The organism is Dongia sp. P2_B8, from assembly GCF_056404715.1.
The window spans coordinates 1-1,003 of record NZ_JBFUDM010000017.1; the positions used below are offsets into that span (position 1 = coordinate 1).

The 1,003-nt window shown below is 61.7% G+C and carries 1 protein-coding gene; it reads right to left on the reverse strand.

What is annotated here, in order from left to right; translation table 11 throughout:
• Window position 1 precedes the first annotated feature (1 nt).
• Entirely contained in the window at window positions 2-1,003 is a 1,002-nt protein-coding gene (pseB, locus tag AC1DWZ_RS23940) for a UDP-N-acetylglucosamine 4,6-dehydratase (inverting) (RefSeq protein ID WP_477171479.1), read from the reverse strand.

The window sequence follows — 1,003 nt, forward strand, 5'->3', positions numbered from 1 at the left end:
CTCAGATCATCTTTTTGAGGGAATTGGCATCGAGCCATTGGGTGTTGATGTCGCTGGCGAAGCGGAAGCCTTCCGGGACCTTGGGCGCACCGTCCTGGGCGAAGGAGCGGCGCTGCCAATAGGTGAAGACCGGCTCGATGACATAGCGGTCGGCGAGCTCGACGGTCGAGCGGCTGTCATCCTCGGTGATCATCACCTCGTGGAGCTTCTCGCCGGGGCGGATGCCGATGATGTTGTGGGGCAGGCCCGGCGCCAGGCAGTTGGCAAGCTCGGTCACCTTCATCGAGGGGATCTTGGGCACGAAGATCTCGCCACCGCGCATGATCTCCATGGAGGAGAGCACGAAGGCGACACCCTGCTCGAGGGTGATCCAGAAGCGGGTCATGCGGTCATCGGTGATGGGGATGGTCTTGGCGCCCYTGGCGACCAGTTCCTGAATGACGGGCACGATGCTCCCGCGCGAGCCGATGACGTTGCCATAGCGCACGACCGAGAAGATCGGGTCATGSCCSCCTGAGAGGGCATTGGCGGCAATGAAGATCTTGTCGGAGGCGAGCTTGCTGGCGCCGTAGAGATTGACCGGRTTGGCGGCCTTGTCGGTCGAGAGCGCCACGACGCGCTTCACCTTGTTCTTRATCGCCGCCTGCACCACGTTCTCGGCACCGATGACGTTGGTGTGGATGCACTCAAAGGGATTGTATTCGGCTGCCGGCACCTGCTTCAAGGCYGCGGCGTGGATGATGTAGTCGACATCGCGGGTCGCCATTTCCAGCCGCTGGCCGTCGCGCACGTCGCCGATGAAATAGCGCAGCGCCGGATACTTCTCCTGCGCCAAATCCTGCTGCATCTCCCACTGCTTCAGCTCRTCGCGCGAGAAGATGATCAGCCGCTTCGGCTTCCAATCCTGCAAAACCCGCCGGATGAACGCCTTGCCGAACGAGCCAGTCCCACCCGTCACCAGGATCGATTTCCCGTTCAGATCGGGAAGTGCCGTCTCAAACAT